Source organism: Zoogloea oleivorans (assembly GCF_008107625.1).
In the GTDB taxonomy this organism is placed as follows: domain Bacteria; phylum Pseudomonadota; class Gammaproteobacteria; order Burkholderiales; family Rhodocyclaceae; genus Zoogloea; species Zoogloea oleivorans.
Genome location: NZ_SDKK01000022.1, coordinates 53,297 through 68,177, shown reverse-complemented (window position 1 = coordinate 68,177; position 14,881 = coordinate 53,297). Strand labels below are relative to the sequence as shown.

The following is a 14,881-nucleotide window of genomic DNA, read 5'->3' as shown; positions in this document are numbered from 1 at the left end:
CGCCGCCGCATACGCGCCGCTGCTCAGAAAATCTCGCCGACCGCAAACAGGCGCCGGTGCTCCTTCATCGCGTATCGATCAGTCATCCCGGCAATGTAGTCGGCGATGGCCCGCGGCTTGTCCGATCGGGCCATGAACTGGTACTGGGGCGGAAGCAGGCGGGGGTCGTTCATGAACGCCCCGAAGAGGTCCTGAATGATGCGCCGGGCCTTGTCGGTCATGCGCAGGACCTGATAGTGATGGTAGAGATTTTCGCGCAGAAAGGTCTTCAGAACACGCAGCTCGGGCAGCAGAACCGGACTGTAGGCCACCAGCCGGGGCGCGGCACGCACATCCTCCAGCGACAGGACGCCGGCCTCTGCTATGTTGGCACGGGTCTGCTCGATGAGATCGACCGCCATCAGATTGACCATGCGCCGGACCGTTTCGTGGATCAGGCGGCGCCCGCCCAGCCCGGGGTAGGCGCTTTCGACGACGTGCCGGTTGCGTGCAAAGATCGGCACCCCATCGAGCTGTTCAAGAGTGATCAGGCCGGAGCGCAGGCCATCGTCCACATCGTGATTGTTGTAGGCGATTTCATCGGCCAGATTGGCCAGCTGCGCCTCGAGGGACGGCTGCCGGCCTTCGAGGAAGCGGCGGCCGATATCGCCGAGGCCTTCCGCATTCTTGGGCGAGCAGTGCTTGAGAATGCCCTCCCGCGTCTCGTGCATCAGGTTGAGCCCGTTGAAGTCGGCGTAGCTTTCTTCGAGCACATCGACGGAGCGCAGGGACTGCAGGTTGTGCTCGAAACCGCCGAAATCCTTCATGCAGGTGTTCAGCGCTTCCTGCCCGGCATGACCGAAAGGCGTGTGACCGAGATCGTGCGACAGGGCCACGGCTTCGGCCAGATCTTCATTGAGATGCAGCGCCCGCGCGATGGAGCGGGTGATCTGCGCCACTTCGATGCTGTGGGTCAGGCGCGTACGGAACAGGTCGCCTTCGTGATTGACGAAGACCTGGGTCTTGTATTCAAGCCGCCGAAAGGCCGTGCAATGGACGATGCGGTCGCGGTCACGCTGGAATTCGCCGCGGGCCACAGGCGCTGGCTCCTGCACGCGCCGGCCCCGGGAGTTGGCTTCGGTAACGGCGTAGGGGGCCAGATCGGTCATGGATGTCACAACCGGGGCGTCAGCAGCACGCCTCGATACTGGCGCGGATCTGATCCTGGCTGGCTTCGGCGCTGATCACCGCCTGGCCGATCTGCTTGAGGAGGACGAGACGCAGGGTGCCGTCACTCACCTTTTTATCGTGGGCCATCAGTTCCAGGTAACGCTCGGCACCAAGGGCAGCCCCTTTGACGGGCAGTCCGGCACGCTCGTGAATACTGCGCACCCGCGCCACGTCGGCGTCGGACAGCCAGCCGAGCCGCCGGGACAGATCGGCGGCCATCACGGCACCCGCCGCGACCGCTTCACCGTGCAGCCATTCGCCGTAGCCCAAACCGGTTTCGATGGCATGGCCAAAGGTGTGACCGAGATTGAGGGTGGCGCGTTCGCCCTGCTCGGTCTCGTCGGCGGCCACCACTTCGGCCTTGTTGCGGCAGGAGCGCTCAACCGCCTCGACCAGCGCATCGGGGTCGCGCGCAAGGAGGCGTTCAATGTTGGTTTCGAGCCATTCGAGGAAGGGCAGATCGCGGATCAGGCCGTACTTGATGACTTCGGCGAGACCCGCCTTCAGCTCCCGATCGGGCAGGGTTCCGAGCACGCCGATATCGGCCAGGACCAGCCTGGGCTGATAAAAGGCACCGATCATGTTCTTGCCGAGGGGGTGATTGATCGCCGTCTTGCCCCCCACCGACGAATCCACCTGCGACAACAAAGTCGTCGGCACCTGGATGAACGGCACGCCGCGCTGGTATGTGGCGGCGGCAAAACCGGTCATGTCGCCGACCACCCCGCCACCAAGGGCGATGAGGGTCGTGCTGCGGTCACAACGATCGCCGAGCAAGCCGTCGAAAATCAGGTTGAGCGTCGCCCAGTCCTTGTGTGCCTCGCCGTCCGGCAGGACGATTTCGGTCACACGCAGGCCGTGGGCCTGCAGCCCTGCCACAAAGGGTGCAAGGTAGAGGGGGCCGACCACATCATTGGTCACCACAGCCACCCGGCGGGTCTTGAGGTAAGGCAGGATCAGGCCCGGATCGGCAATCAGTCCAGCCCCGATACGGATCGGATAGCTCCGCTCATCCAGTTCGACGTTCAGTGTGCGCATAAAACCTGCAATTCCTTTTCGACCATCCGCACCATGGCATGGGGCGTACCGCGTCCGCCTTCGACAATGATGTGTGCCACCTCACGGTAAAGCGGGTCGCGGGCCGTGTAAAGCTGCTGCAGACGCCCCTTCGGATCGGGCACCTGGAGCAGCGGGCGACTGCGGTCATGGCGGGTCCGCTCCCACAGGATGTGCGGCGGCACATTCAGGTAGACCACGGCACAGCGCTCGGAGAGCAGCGTACGGTTCAACGGGTTGATGACCGCCCCACCGCCAGTCGCCAGCACCAGGTCCGACTCGGTCGTGAGTTCATCGAGCGTCTGGGTTTCACGCTTGCGAAACCCGTCCTCACCTTCAATCTCGAAGATGGTCGGAATCTTGACCCCCGTCCGCGCCTCGATCTCGTGATCGCTGTCAGCAAACCGCAGGCCGAGACGCTTGGCAAGCTCGCGGCCCACGGTGGTTTTTCCTGATCCGGGCATGCCGACGAGGACGATGCAACGACAATTAATCATCTATCCACTCATCTGGACTCCCCTGCGGGAGTCCATCTTTTTCGTCATCGCATCAGGGAGCCCGGCGTACGGTCACCGGAATCGTGGCCAGGCGGCCGGTGGTGGTCGGAACCCTCAATGACACCGAACCATTGGTGGTCACCGTGCTCGCGGTGCAACCGGGACCCTGGAGACTTACCCGATGCGTCCGAACGCTGCCACTCGGCGGGAAACTCAAAGCGGCACTGGCAGCCAGGGTGGTGATCGGCGACAGCGGCACGGTAATTTCATAACGGACGAGATTATCTTCCAGCACACCAAAGAGCCCGCTGTTCCATTGCGCAGTCGTTGGCAACACGCCGCCCGTATCCGTGATGCTCAGATCGAAGCTGGCCGAGCAGGTACCCCCGGCCACATCGAAACCGGCATCGTTGATAAGCACCACGGGCCTGTTGTTGGTAACGCTCACGACATTGGCCGACGCACCGACCACGGAGAATCCCGCCGCCGTAATGTCCTGTGCATCATTGACCCGCACCGGGAGGTAACTGACCAGCCCCTTGGGACTGGTTGCCTTGAGTGTCAACACACCGGACGGGATGGTTGCGCACTTGCTGCCACGCAGGGTCACCCCGTGGATCGTGCCACCAGGAACCGTGGTATCAAGCACGGTATCACCGGAGATCCTGGCCTCGACCTTGCTCAGGTCGGTACCTGCGACCTGCATGTACTGCACGCCGTTGTCATCCACTTCGATTCTGGTACCAGCCGGCAAGGGGTTGTTGTTCACGTCGGAGATACGCATTGTGAACGTCGACACGCAGGAGCCCCCCGTCGCACCGCCGAAGGTGTCGCCAACATACAGGGTCGTGCTCGACGGCGGCACATAGCTGTTGTCCGATACCTTGTAGACATTGGCCACATAGCTGCCTGACAGCACAACGACCTGATCGCGTCGTACCTGGGCCTGACCCCAGTTGCTATTGCAGGTGTTGGCCTTCGACTTCGCAGTCGCGTAGCCGACATCACCCACCGGGCAGCTCTGGGTCGGGTTGGCATTGGCACCGGTGGCCTGGAAGGGGAAAAACTGTTCCGGAGAAGTCCAGATGCCATCTTCGTTGTTATCGACGAATGCATCACCCAGGGGGCGATGGGTCTCCGTCAAAGAGTCGTAAAGATTGTTGCCGTTCGTGTCGGCAAAACTCTCTTCGCCGTTCGCATACGCCAGCACGGTCACCCGACCTGAATACACGCAGGTGTTGGCGATGGCCCCGGCATTGGCATGGGTCACCCGATTGCCACTGCCATCCAGACACACGCCGACGCTTTCGCTCTGGGGACGCCGCTCGCCGCTCACAAACTGAACCGTGCAGGCTGCATCGACAATGGAGCACACACCCGGTGACGGTGAAACACCCGCACCTTCGGTAACGAAATTGATGGTTGAACCGTTGGGAACCGGATTACCGACACGGTCAAAGGCAAGGATATTAAGAGCGGTCTGGACACCGTCATAAGACCAGCCTTCGATATTGTGGGTACCCACCGACAACGAGAAACGCTCCTGCGTCGGCAGACCGGTGGAGATCACCAGCTTGCTCGACTGCGTTTCCAGCGTGGAGTCTTTCAGCTTGGCCAGCACCCAGACCGATGCAGGGTTGCTGCCCGCCTGCACCGCGACACTGACCGTACCGTCGGCAGCGGTTTGCTTGCGCACCCTGCCACCCGTCGCAGTCAGGGCATCCACCTCGGCCTGCGACTTGTCATCGAGCTTGATGCCGCCCGTCCAGTTGGACAGGTAAAAATCGACGTTGGCCGACGGCACGGCATTCCCTGTGGCATCGACGACCTTGAATGTGACAGTCGATACATCGACGAGACCGGCAGTGCCCTTGAGGGCAATGGTACCGGGCGATGCCGAGGCGAACTGGATGTTGGCGGCCTGCGGGCCAGCCACCGTAATGGTGCCCTGCCGGCTTTGATCCAGCACGCTGACGGTGATGGTGTCCGTTGCGTTACAGCCCTTGTCGGTATAGGTCGCGGTGGCCTGACCGTTCACCGTCTGCACGGCAACCGGCAGCGTGGCCTTGCCGCCGATGACACAGCCGGATGTGAGGCTCACGGTGAGCGGCGCAGTGCTGGGCGCCCCGTTCACATTCACCGTCACTGAAACGATGCTGGTACCGTAAGCCGGAATACTGCTGGGGCTCACGGTCAGGCCGGACAGCGAGAGATTGGCCGCGCCCACCTGGAAGGTGGTACTTCCGCGGACCGACACATCTCCGATTGTTGCCGTCGCCGTCAGCGTAGCGGCGCCCGCCGCGCTCAACGAAGCCGCCGACATCTTGATGCTTGCCACACCTGCAGCATTGGTAAGCGCGGAACCCGACGCCGGACTGAAAATACCCAAATTGCTGTCGGTCGTGAAAACGACCAGGGTGCCTGCCGGAACCACGGCCCCCGCTGCCGTCTTGATGAGGGCGTTAACCGTTACCGACCCCGAGGACGGCAGGGTCATGGTGGTGGCGCCATCGCTACCGATCACGCTTACCGTGACCGTCGGCGAGGCAGGCGTAGTCGTATCAGTCCCGGAGCAGACGATGAAGCCGCCAGGGCAGCTTGAATCATTGCTCGAACCACCCCCACCGCCGCCACAACCGGCTAAGGCAACAGTGACGGCAAACAGCGGCACAAGACGGGTGGGCGAGGTTAAACCCGCAGTAAAGAAATCACGCATTGGAAGTTCCATTCAAACCAGGGTTCAGCGCAAACCCAGCTGATCGTTGATGATTCGGGGCGAAATAAAGACGAGTAGCTCGGTCTTGTTGTCCTTGCGCTCGTTATTCCTGAATAGGTAGCCAAGCACCGGAATGTCACCGAGCAGCGGGATCTTGGTCGTGTTGTTACCGACCTCCTGAATATATATGCCGCCGATGACCACCGTACCGCCGTTCTCGACAACGACATCAGTCTTGACATGCTTGGTGTCGATTGGCACGTTGCCGCCGGCCACCGGCTGATCGTAGCGGGGCTGGTCCTTGTTCACTTCGATAGCCATCATCACCTTGCCATCGGGCGTGATCTGGGGCTTGACCTTAAGGGACAGGTTGGCTTTCTTGAAGCTGACCGTGGGGGACGACAAGCCGCCACCGGATAGAGTCTGATAGGGAATCTCGGAACCCTGCTCGATGATCGCCTCGGCCTTGTCGGCAGTCATCACGCGCGGCCGGGACACCACCTTGCCACGACCATCCGCTTCAAGGGCCGAAACTTCGAGGTCGATGAAACGGGTAGCGGCACTGTTCCACAAAGCAAAAGACAGCGCGCCGGCCTGCTTGGCGTTGATGCTGCTGGCCGGCAGGTTAACGTTCAGCGCATCAGTCTGGAAGGTGGGAATCGTCGATATCTGGCCGGCCTGGTAACCGGTGCCGGCCAAGCCACCACCGATCGTGTTGCGATAGACCGAAACACCGCCATTGGTGGTGCCGAGCAGGCCACCAGTTTTGGCGCCGAAGCCGAGCCGCACGCCGAGATTACGCGCGAAGGTATCCGTCGCTTCGACGATCTGTGCTTCGATCAACACTTGGCGTACTTCGACATCGACTTCTGCAATCAGCCGCCGGATCTCCTCAAGACGCGAGCCCACGTCGTTCACGAAGATCTTGTTGCTACGCTCGTCAGGCACCACATTGCCGCGCTTGGAGAGCACCGTCTGATCCTTGCTCCTCAGGAACTCGGCAACGCTCTTGGCCTTGTGATAATTGATCTGGAAGCTCTCGGTGCGCAGGGGCTCCAGATCGCCGATCTGCGCTTTAGCTTCGAGGTCAAGCTTCTCCCGGGCAGCCAGTTCGTCCCGCGGTGCGACCCAGATCACATTGCCGTTCTTGCGCATATCCAGGCCACGGGCCTGCAGGATGATGTCGAGGGCCTGATCCCACGGCACGTCCTTCAAGCGCAGGGTCAGGTTGCCCTGCACGGAATCGCTGGTAATGATGTTGAAGTTCGTGAAGTCGGCAATAACCTGCAGAACCGACCGAACATCGATGTTCTGGAAGTTGAGGGACAGCTTCTCACCACCGAAACGCGCCTTGCCGATCCCCTGGATCAGCTTGTTCGGGTCTTCCTTGACCTGCTTCACTTCAAGCACGAACTGGTTGTCGCTCTGATAGGCGTTGTGCTCCCACAAACCCCGCGGCGTCACTGTCATGCGCACATTGCCGCCCTGCGTCTGGGTCAGCACGGAAGAAACGGGGGTGCCGAAATCCACCACATCGAGCTTTCTGCGCAACTGCTCGGGCACTTCGGTCTTCAAAAAGTCGACGATCAGGCTGTTGCCCTGCTGGCGGATGTCGATGCCGGCATTCGGGTCGGACAGATCGACCACCAGCCGGCCTTCTCCCTCCTTGCCACGACGGAAGTTGATGTCGCGTATGGCATGACGATCTGCCTGCCCGATCGCGGCGGGTGCGAACTGGGAAGCCTGCGGCGTCATGCTGGCCGCTTCCTTGAAGTGGCCAGCAGCAAGCGTGATGAGAATATCCTTGCCCTCGATCCGCGCCTCATAGGGAAACACCCGGGCGAGATTGAGCACCAGACGCGTGCGGTCCCCCACCTGAACGATGCTCACGCTGCGCAAGTCACCGGCGTTGAGGGTCTGGCTGTTGCGACCGAGTCCGTTGGCCGTATCCGGAAAATCAAAGGCGATACGCGCCGGACTGGCCACGCTGAAGCTGGCCGGTATGGCAGCCAGCGGCTGCGCCATGCTCAGCTTGAGAATGATGTCGCCACCCTGCTCGGCGGCAATGATTTTCTCGATGCGATTGTTGGCCGGAGCCGCTGCCGTTGGCTGCGTTTGCGCAAAAGCAGGCGCAACCGGAGCCAGCCCCCCCAGCCATGCCGCCACAACCAACACGCCAAGCTTGATACCACCACATCCCATTTTCATTTCTTCGCCTCCTGAGGCGCCTGCTCTTGCAGTTGCAGCGTGCTGATTCGCTCGGTCCATTCACCACCGGCATCTTCGACAAGTTCTTTCAAAGTAACCTCGGATTCCGTTATTGCAGTGATCTGGCCGTAGTTCTGACCGAGGTAATTTCCGAGCTTGACCTGGTGAAGGGTCTTGTCGGCAGCGATTATCGCGTGAGCCTGCCCGCGCTTGAGCAGCACGCCGACCATCTTCAGGGATTCCAGGGGATAGGACTCGAGCGGCTCGCGCCGCCGGTTGGCATCGGGCACGAATGCACCCGATTTTTTGTCCGGCTCGAGCTTGGCCTGCCGAAATGGATCCATCTTCCCAGCCCCCTCGTAAACCACCAGAATCGCCTGCTGAATGGGCGGCAAAGGCTTGAGGTTAGGCTTCAGATCCTTCGATGCCTCCGCCATCCAGTCGCGCAGATCCTGTTGCTGATCGCTGCAACCGGAGAGCAGCAGAGCTGTCGCCAAAGGGAGTATCAAAGTCAGTCGCATGATCATCACTTGGCGGCCTTTTCCTTGGCTTTTTCCCTGCGCAGCCTGGCGACTTCCTCATCGTCCAGATAACGGTAGGTCACCGCAGTCGCATCAAACTTGAGACCGCCATCCTTGATGGATTCGATGGCGACGTCGTTGAGCGTCACGATGCGGGGCATTTGCGCCACGTCACCAACGAACTCGCCCAGATCATGATAGGTGCCTGTCACGCGCACTGCGATCGGCAATTCGGCATAGAAATCCTTCATGCCTTCGGAGCCGGGCTTGAACAGATCGAACTGGAGACCACGACCAAGACCGGCCTGGTTGATGTCAGCCAGCAGCGACTCAATCTCGGAGCGGTTGGGCAACTGCTTCAGCAGGGCACCGAACTGACGATCAATCTCGCTCAGCTGGCGGCGGTACTCGGGCAGATTGACAGCCTGTCGCTTCTTGATCTGCCAGTCTTCCTTGAGGGTGACTTCTTCCTGCTCCCGGACGTCCAGCATGGCCAGCTGATCGCTCCAGTCGAACCACCAGCCGCCGGCCACAATCGCGACCAGAATGGCAACCAGGGTGACAACGCGAGGCAACAGTGGCCATTGTCCGGGGTCGTTGGGGTCCAGGCCCCTGAAATCCCGCAGCAGAGCCTGGAAATCCAGATTGCGGAGATTCTCCATGGAATCCTTGAGACCCATTACGGCTTACCCCCTGCCGGAATCTTGCCCGGTGGCTGATTGGCATCCGCCGCACTGGCCCGCTCGATACTCACATTCAGGTTGAACTCACTGACCCTGCGGTTATTCAACATTGCGGCCTTGACCTCGACCAGATCGGCGTGCTCAAGATGGGGAGAGGCTTCAAGATTGCGCATCAGACTGGACACCCGGGCATTCGATTGGGCGTAGCCGATCAGGTTGATCTTCAGCCCGGACTGCTTCAGCGCCTTGAGATACACGCCTTCCGGCATCTGGCGGGCCAGTTCGTTGAAGAGCTGTACGGTTTCCGTCCGATTGATCTGCAGCGATTCAATCACCTGCTTGCGCGACAGGAGCGCCTCGGCCTGTTCACGCAGCCCCTTGATTTCGATGATTTCCTTGTCGAGCGTGGCGATCTCATCCTTGAGGAAGGCATTCTTGGCCTCCTGGCCATCCAGGTAGCCGGCGATGATCGTATGTCCGACAAACCAGATCACAAGCCCGACAAGCGCCGTCAACGCAGCAAAAAGTGCGAACTGTTGACGACGGGCTTTCCGTTTTTCCTCCCGGTGGGGAAGCAGGTTGATACGAATCACAAATCAAACCTCCGCAAGGCCAGTCCACATGCAACGAGGAGGGCTGGCGCATCGGCGGCCAGATTCTTCGGACGGACTTTCGTGCCCAGACTCATGCTCGAAAAAGGATTGGCAACCTGGGTATCGACCTGCGTGCGGCCGGCCACGGTTTCCGCCAGCCCCTGAATAACCGCACAGCCGCCGGCGAGCACGATGTGATCCACCTGGTTGAACTGCGTTGAGGTGAAGAAGAACTGCAGCGCCCGCGACACTTCCAGCGCCAGCGAATCCATGAAGGGACGCAGCAGGTCGGACTCATAGCTCTCGGGGAGCGATCCGGTCCGCTTGCTGTTTTCCGCTTCTTCAAGGGACATGCCGAAATGACGCATGATGTCCTGGGTCAGCAGGAAGCCGCCAAAGGCCTGCTCACGGGCATACACCTGGACGCCGTTGCGGAGAACGGAGACGTTCATGACGTTCGCACCGGCATCCACGAGGGCGATGATCTTGTCTTCACCATTACCGGGAAGCTGCGCCTGCACAAGTTCGAAGGCGGACAACGCAGCATAGGACTCGACGTCCATCACCAATGCCTTGAGTCCGGCGGATTCGGCGGCAGCAACCCGGTCTTCGACCTTTTCCTTGCGGGAGGCGGCAATCAGCACCTCATCTTCATCGGCACCGGAAGCGGCCGGGCCGATGACCTGGAAATCCAGATTGACCTCGTCGAGGGCAAAAGGGATGTACTGGTTGGCCTCCGACTCGACCTGAACCTCCAGTTCCTGATCGCGCAAACCGGCAGGCAGGATGATTTTTTTTGTGATGACCGCCGACGCCGGCAAGGCCAGTGCGACAAACTTGGTACTGGTACCCAGCCTGCGCCAGCCGCGACGAATGGCCTCGGAAACAGCATCCAGGTTGGCGATGTTCCCGTCGGATACCGCCTCCCGCGGAAGGGCCTCGATCGCATAACGTTCGACCCGATACCCTCCTCCGGAAACGGCAGACAGCTCGACCATCTTGACCGACGACGACGAGATGTCGACACCGATCAAGGGACGCGCCCTGGGGCTGAGAAAGGATAGGTCAATCACAAAAAGTCCTGAAAATTCTTTATGTTAGGCGCAATAACAACAATCTACATGAAATCCTAGCAACAACCATGACAGGTGTAAAGCAAGCATGGGTAAATCACCGCTTCGCATAACGGGCGGCAAACCGGGTCACCTCGTATAATGCGGCACTTTACTCCGCTTACCGGTCCTGCCATGCGCTGGGTACTCTACCCCTTCACTGCACTTATCGGCCTGATCGCCATCGGCATCGCGATCCTCGCCCTTGCCGTCGCCTTCGCCTGGCCGACTCTGCCATCGCTGGAGGCCCTGACGGACTATCATCCGAAGATCCCACTCCGGGTTTACACCGCAGACGGCGCGCTGATCGGCGAGTACGGTGAAGAGCGTCGTGCCTTCGTGCGCATCCAGGAGGTACCGGAGGTTCTCAAGCATGCAGTGCTGGCTGCCGAGGACGACCGTTTCTACGAACACTCGGGTGTGGACTTCCTGGGCATCCTGCGCGCGGCGGGCACCAACCTGGCCACCGGCAGCAAGCGCCAGGGCTCGTCGACGATCACCATGCAGGTGGCACGCAATTTCTTCCTGACCCGCGAAAAAACCTACTCGCGCAAGCTCTACGAAATCCTCCTCGCCTTCAAGATCGAGCAGAACCTCACCAAGGACCAGATCCTCGAGGTCTACATCAACCAGATCTTCCTCGGCCGCCGTGCCTATGGCTTTGCCGTCGCCTCGCAGACCTACTTCGGCAAATCCATCAAGGACCTCAATATTCCCGAGGCCGCCATGCTCGCCGGTCTGCCGAAGGCGCCCTCCGCCTACAACCCGGTGGTCAATCCGAAACGGGCCGCCCTACGCCAGCAATATGTGCTGCGCCGCATGACGGAACTCGGCTTCATCTCGGAAGCAGAACACCAGCAGGCCGTCGAAACGCCCCTGAAGGTCGCCACCAGCTCGTCCGACTTTGGGGGCAGCGCTGACTACGTGGCCGAAATGGCCCGCCAGATCGCCTACGAGCAATACAAGGAAGAGGCCTACACGCGAGGCATCAAGGTCATCACCACCATCAACAAGGCCGAGCAGGAAGCCGCTTACCGGGCCCTGCGCCGCGGCGTCATGGACTACGACCGCCGCCACGGCTACCGGGGCGCCGAGAGCTACGTGGATCCGGCCCGCATGAACGCCGACCAGAGTGAGTCCATGGACGAAGTCCTGGCCGAAATACCCGACTACGACGACATTCTGGCCGCCATCGTCACCCATGCCGGCAACGGCGCGGTCACGGCCTACCGCTACGGCGAAACCCTCAAGATCAGTGGCGAAGGCCTGCGCTTTGCCTCCAGCATGCTCGGCGACAAGGCGCCGCCCAACAAGCGCATTCGCCCAGGCGCCATCATCCGCATCATCCGCGTGGATACACACTGGGAAATCACCCAGCTCCCCGAGGTCGAAAGCGCTCTGGCGGCCGCCGATCCGCGCACCGGCGCCGTCCGCGCCCTGGTCGGGGGCTTCGACTTCAACCGCAACAAGTTCAACCACGTGACCCAGGCGTGGCGGCAGCCGGGCTCCAGCTTCAAGCCCTTCATTTACTCCGCCGCCTTCGAAAAGGGTTACGGCCCGAACAGCGTGGTGGACGACTCGCCCCTGTCCTTCCCCGCCGGCGACACCGGCAGCCAGGCCTGGGAGCCCAAGAACTACGACGGCAAGTACGACGGCCCGATTTCCCTGCGCACCGCGCTGGCCCGCTCCAAGAACATGGTCTCGATCCGCCTGCTCAAGTCGGTCGGCCCGCGCTATGCCCAGGACTACGTTACCAAGTTTGGCTTCGATGCCGAACGCCACCCGCCCTACCTCACCATGGCGCTGGGCGCCGGCTCGGTCACCCCGTGGCAGATGATGCGCGGCTACGCCGTATTCGCTAACGGCGGCTACCGGATCGAGCCGTATCTGGTGAAGGAAATGCGTGACGAGGCGGGCAACGTGCTCGCCCGGGTCGACCCGCCGATTGCCGGCGAAACAGCCGAACGCGCCATCGACGAACGCAATGCCTACCTGATGGATTCGATCATGAAAGACGTGGTCCGCCGCGGCACCGCCGGCAAGGCCATGGTCCTCAAGCGGGGCGACCTGGCCGGCAAGACCGGGACCACCAACGAATACGTGGACGCCTGGTTCTGCGGCTACCAACCCACCGTCGTGGCCGTAGCCTGGATCGGGTTCGACCAGCCCCACAAGCTCGGCAACGGTGAAACCGGCGGCACGGCAGCCCTGCCGATGTGGATCAACTACATGCGCAAAGCCCTGGACGGCGTCCCCGAGAGCTACCCGACGGCACCGGCAGGCCTGATCCGTATCCAGCCCGCAGGCAGCCCCGCCGAAGAAATGATCTATCAGGAAAACCTGCCGACAGTCCCACCGGAAGCGCCCAACCAACCGACCAGTGCACCGGCGGAGGAAGCGACCCCGGCGCCGGCAACGCCGGCCATCCCGCCGTCGACCGGCTAGAGACGCCCGCTCAGCCCTTCAGGTTGACCGGCTCTCCGGCCTGCTCGGACATGCAGCGGGACAGGGCAACGTAAAAATCGACGCCGTCCCGCGTGCCGAGCCAGCGCCCGTCCTGCGGACGGAAGTGGAAGCCGCCGGACTTTGCCGCCAGCCAGATCTCGCGCGCCGCCGTGTGGCGATTGACGATGATCTTGGTCCCGTTTTCGAACTCCAGTTCGAAGACTCCACCCGGCTTCACTTCGTAGTCGAAGTCCAGCTCGCAGGTTTCCAGCAAGCCCTCCAGACGGTTCAGTTCGGCATCTGCCAGTGCATTGAAATCTGCTTCATCCATCGCCCCACCCCTTGTTCTGTTAACATTCCCGCTTTTGCGCGGAACTCATGCGAACCATCGCCATTGCCGCCGCGGCGTGCGGCCTTCTCGTGCTGGGCGGCTGCGGCATCAAGGGGCCGCTGTACCTCCCGCAGATCCCCAAGCCCGCAGCCAAGGCAGCGCCAAAGCCTGCCGACGTCAAGCCGGCGCCCATCCAGGCGCCGAGCATCGATCATAACAAACCCGCCCCCCAGGACCCCGCCCAATGACGACCGCCCTGCCCGTGCCGACGCTCAAAGCCGGCCCCGCCGGCCTGACCCTTGAAGGGGTTGCCCTTGCCGACATCGCCGAACGCTTCGGCACGCCGACCTACGTTTACTCCCGCGCGGCACTGACCTCCGCCTTCGCGGCATACCAGGAGGCCCTCGGCCTGCGCAAGTCGCTGGTGTGCTACGCGGTCAAGGCCAACTCCAGCCTCGGCATCCTGTCGGTCTTCGCCAAGCTCGGTGCCGGCTTCGACATCGTCTCCGGCGGCGAGCTGACCCGCGTGCTGGCGGCTGGCGGCGACGCCGGCAAGGTGATCTTCTCCGGCGTGGGCAAGACCACCGAAGAAATGCGCTTCGCCCTCGCGTCGGGTATCGGCTGCTTCAACGTCGAATCCGCTGCCGAACTCGACCGCCTCAACGACGTGGCCGTCAGCATGGGCAAGCGTGCACCGATCGCCTTCCGGGTCAATCCGGACGTCAATCCCAACACCCACCCCTACATTTCCACCGGCCTGCGCAGCAACAAGTTCGGCGTCGCCTTCACCGAAGCCCTCGATCTGTACCGCAAGGCGGCCAAGCTGCCCAACATCGAGATCTCCGGCATCGACTGCCACATCGGCTCCCAGCTCCTCGATTCCGCGCCGATGGCTGAAGCCGCCGACAAGATCCTCGGCCTGGTGGACCAGCTCGCCAGCGAAGGCATCGTGCTCGATCACATCGACCTGGGCGGTGGCCTCGGCATCCGTTACCGCGACGAAGAGCCGCCCACCCCCACCGAATACCTCAAGCCGCTGCTCGAACGCTTCGCCGGGCGCAGCGAAGCCTTGTGCTTCGAGCCCGGTCGCTCGCTGGTCGGCAATGCCGGCCTGCTGCTGACGCGCATCGAATACCTCAAGCCCGGCGTCGAAAAGAGCTTTGCCATCATCGACGCGGCCATGAACGATCTGGCCCGCCCGGCGCTCTACGACGCCTACCATGAGATCGTCGCCGTCGCCCCACGCGCCATTCCGGCAACCCGCTACGAGGTGGTCGGCCCGATCTGCGAGAGCGGCGATTTCCTCGGCCACGACCGCGATCTGTCGGTGGACACCGGCGACCTGCTGGCGATTCTGTCCGCCGGCGCCTACGGCATGACGATGAGCTCCAACTACAACACCCGCCCGCGCGCTGCCGAAGTGCTGGTGGATGGCGACACCGTACATGTCATCCGTGACCGGGAAACCGTCGAGCACCTGCTGAAGGGCGAACGCCCGCTTCCGTAATCC

13 protein-coding genes are annotated in these 14,881 nt (G+C 61.9%); 3 read left to right on the top strand and 10 right to left on the bottom strand.

Annotation, left to right across the window (positions count from 1 at the left end):
- Nucleotides 1-23: 23 nt before the first annotated feature.
- From ETQ85_RS19810 to ETQ85_RS19770, 9 genes are read right to left on the bottom strand one after another with little or no spacing between them, the layout of a single operon-like run.
- Nucleotides 24-1,148: a deoxyguanosinetriphosphate triphosphohydrolase gene (locus ETQ85_RS19810; RefSeq protein ID WP_148580811.1), complete on the bottom strand. Its 1,125-nt coding sequence runs from the start codon at nt 1,146-1,148 to the stop codon at nt 24-26.
- Between the two features lie 19 nt (nt 1,149-1,167).
- The gene (aroB, locus tag ETQ85_RS19805) at nt 1,168-2,247 is read right to left on the bottom strand and encodes a 3-dehydroquinate synthase (protein ID WP_148580810.1); all 1,080 of its coding nucleotides are present in this window, start codon (nt 2,245-2,247) and stop codon (nt 1,168-1,170) included.
- A complete protein-coding gene (locus ETQ85_RS19800; RefSeq protein WP_148580809.1) occupies nt 2,235-2,762 on the bottom strand; it encodes a shikimate kinase in 528 nt (175 codons plus the stop codon). The genes aroB and ETQ85_RS19800 overlap by 13 nt, the downstream gene beginning before the upstream one ends.
- 52 nt (nt 2,763-2,814) lie before the next feature.
- Nucleotides 2,815-5,478: a hypothetical protein gene (locus ETQ85_RS19795; RefSeq protein WP_148580808.1), complete on the bottom strand. Its 2,664-nt coding sequence runs from the start codon at nt 5,476-5,478 to the stop codon at nt 2,815-2,817.
- Between the two features lie 24 nt (nt 5,479-5,502).
- The gene (locus tag ETQ85_RS19790; protein ID WP_222862222.1) at nt 5,503-7,680 is read right to left on the bottom strand and encodes a type IV pilus secretin PilQ; all 2,178 of its coding nucleotides are present in this window, start codon (nt 7,678-7,680) and stop codon (nt 5,503-5,505) included.
- 2 nt (nt 7,681-7,682) lie between these two features.
- Complete coding sequence (locus ETQ85_RS19785) at nt 7,683-8,213, bottom strand: pilus assembly protein PilP (RefSeq protein ID WP_342781968.1); 531 nt, start codon at nt 8,211-8,213, stop codon at nt 7,683-7,685.
- Nucleotides 8,213-8,869 (bottom strand): type IV pilus inner membrane component PilO, encoded by a 657-nt coding sequence (locus ETQ85_RS19780; RefSeq protein WP_246128836.1) that lies wholly within the window; start codon nt 8,867-8,869, stop codon nt 8,213-8,215. Before ETQ85_RS19780 ends, ETQ85_RS19785 begins: the two co-directional genes overlap by 1 nt.
- Nucleotides 8,870-8,886: 17 nt before the next feature.
- Nucleotides 8,887-9,483 (bottom strand): PilN domain-containing protein, encoded by a 597-nt coding sequence (locus ETQ85_RS19775; RefSeq protein ID WP_148580806.1) that lies wholly within the window; start codon nt 9,481-9,483, stop codon nt 8,887-8,889.
- Complete coding sequence (locus tag ETQ85_RS19770; protein WP_148580805.1) at nt 9,480-10,556, bottom strand: pilus assembly protein PilM; 1,077 nt, start codon at nt 10,554-10,556, stop codon at nt 9,480-9,482. Before ETQ85_RS19770 ends, ETQ85_RS19775 begins: the two co-directional genes overlap by 4 nt.
- Before the next feature lie 174 nt (nt 10,557-10,730).
- On the opposite strand from ETQ85_RS19770, the gene ETQ85_RS19765 reads away from it, so the two are divergent.
- A complete protein-coding gene (locus tag ETQ85_RS19765) occupies nt 10,731-13,040 on the top strand; it encodes a penicillin-binding protein 1A (protein ID WP_148580804.1) in 2,310 nt (769 codons plus the stop codon).
- 10 nt (nt 13,041-13,050) lie between these two features.
- Here the strand turns inward: ETQ85_RS19765 and cyaY are convergent, their stop codons facing one another.
- Entirely contained in the window at nt 13,051-13,371 is a 321-nt protein-coding gene (gene cyaY, locus ETQ85_RS19760) for an iron donor protein CyaY (protein ID WP_148580803.1), read from the bottom strand.
- Nucleotides 13,372-13,418: 47 nt separating this feature from the next.
- Between cyaY and lptM the strand changes: the two genes are divergently transcribed.
- Nucleotides 13,419-13,619 (top strand): LPS translocon maturation chaperone LptM, encoded by a 201-nt coding sequence (lptM, locus tag ETQ85_RS19755; RefSeq protein WP_148580802.1) that lies wholly within the window; start codon nt 13,419-13,421, stop codon nt 13,617-13,619.
- Entirely contained in the window at nt 13,616-14,878 is a 1,263-nt protein-coding gene (lysA, locus tag ETQ85_RS19750; RefSeq protein ID WP_148580801.1) for a diaminopimelate decarboxylase, read from the top strand. Before lptM ends, lysA begins: the two co-directional genes overlap by 4 nt.
- Nucleotides 14,879-14,881: the final 3 nt, after the last annotated feature.

What these genes read in the sequence shown, in the direction of transcription:
- ETQ85_RS19810 (WP_148580811.1), bottom strand. Translation starts at nt 1,148, where the DNA reads ATGACCGATCTGGCCCCCTACGCCGTTACCGAAGCCAACTCCCGGGGC.
- aroB (WP_148580810.1), bottom strand. Translation starts at nt 2,247, where the DNA reads ATGCGCACACTGAACGTCGAACTGGATGAGCGGAGCTATCCGATCCGT.
- ETQ85_RS19800 (WP_148580809.1), bottom strand. Translation starts at nt 2,762, where the DNA reads ATGATTAATTGTCGTTGCATCGTCCTCGTCGGCATGCCCGGATCAGGA.
- ETQ85_RS19795 (WP_148580808.1), bottom strand. Translation starts at nt 5,478, where the DNA reads ATGCGTGATTTCTTTACTGCGGGTTTAACCTCGCCCACCCGTCTTGTG.
- ETQ85_RS19790 (WP_222862222.1), bottom strand. Translation starts at nt 7,680, where the DNA reads ATGGGATGTGGTGGTATCAAGCTTGGCGTGTTGGTTGTGGCGGCATGG.
- ETQ85_RS19785 (WP_342781968.1), bottom strand. Translation starts at nt 8,213, where the DNA reads ATGATCATGCGACTGACTTTGATACTCCCTTTGGCGACAGCTCTGCTG.
- ETQ85_RS19780 (WP_246128836.1), bottom strand. Translation starts at nt 8,869, where the DNA reads ATGGAGAATCTCCGCAATCTGGATTTCCAGGCTCTGCTGCGGGATTTC.
- ETQ85_RS19765 (WP_148580804.1), top strand. Translation starts at nt 10,731, where the DNA reads ATGCGCTGGGTACTCTACCCCTTCACTGCACTTATCGGCCTGATCGCC.
- cyaY (WP_148580803.1), bottom strand. Translation starts at nt 13,371, where the DNA reads ATGGATGAAGCAGATTTCAATGCACTGGCAGATGCCGAACTGAACCGT.
- lptM (WP_148580802.1), top strand. Translation starts at nt 13,419, where the DNA reads ATGCGAACCATCGCCATTGCCGCCGCGGCGTGCGGCCTTCTCGTGCTG.
- lysA (WP_148580801.1), top strand. Translation starts at nt 13,616, where the DNA reads ATGACGACCGCCCTGCCCGTGCCGACGCTCAAAGCCGGCCCCGCCGGC.